We start from the raw sequence: 264 nt of genomic DNA on the forward strand, positions 1-264 counted from the left end.
CTGCTCCTGGCCGAAGAACTCGTCGGCCGCGCCGCCCAGTCGCTGGACAACGCCCGCCAGTACGCAAGCCAGCACGCCGCTGCCCTCACCCTGCAACGCAACCTCCTGCCTCGCCATTTGACGGGAGGCACGGCGGTCGAGGTGGCGTCACGCTACCTGCCCGCAGATGTGGACCACGGCGTCGGCGGTGACTGGTTCGACGTGATCCCGCTGTCCGGCGCACGGGTGGCACTCGTCGTCGGCGACGTGGTCGGGCACGGTCTC

Annotated in this window: 1 protein-coding gene; it reads left to right on the plus strand. The window is 70.5% G+C overall.

Going from position 1 to position 264, the window contains the following annotated elements:
* The coding region (locus ADL25_RS20380; protein ID WP_420711351.1) for a PP2C family protein-serine/threonine phosphatase at positions 1-264 on the plus strand (264 nt) is incomplete at both ends.

The organism is Streptomyces sp. NRRL F-5122 (genome assembly GCF_001507435.1).
In the GTDB taxonomy this organism is placed as follows: domain Bacteria; phylum Actinomycetota; class Actinomycetes; order Streptomycetales; family Streptomycetaceae; genus Streptomyces; species Streptomyces lannensis.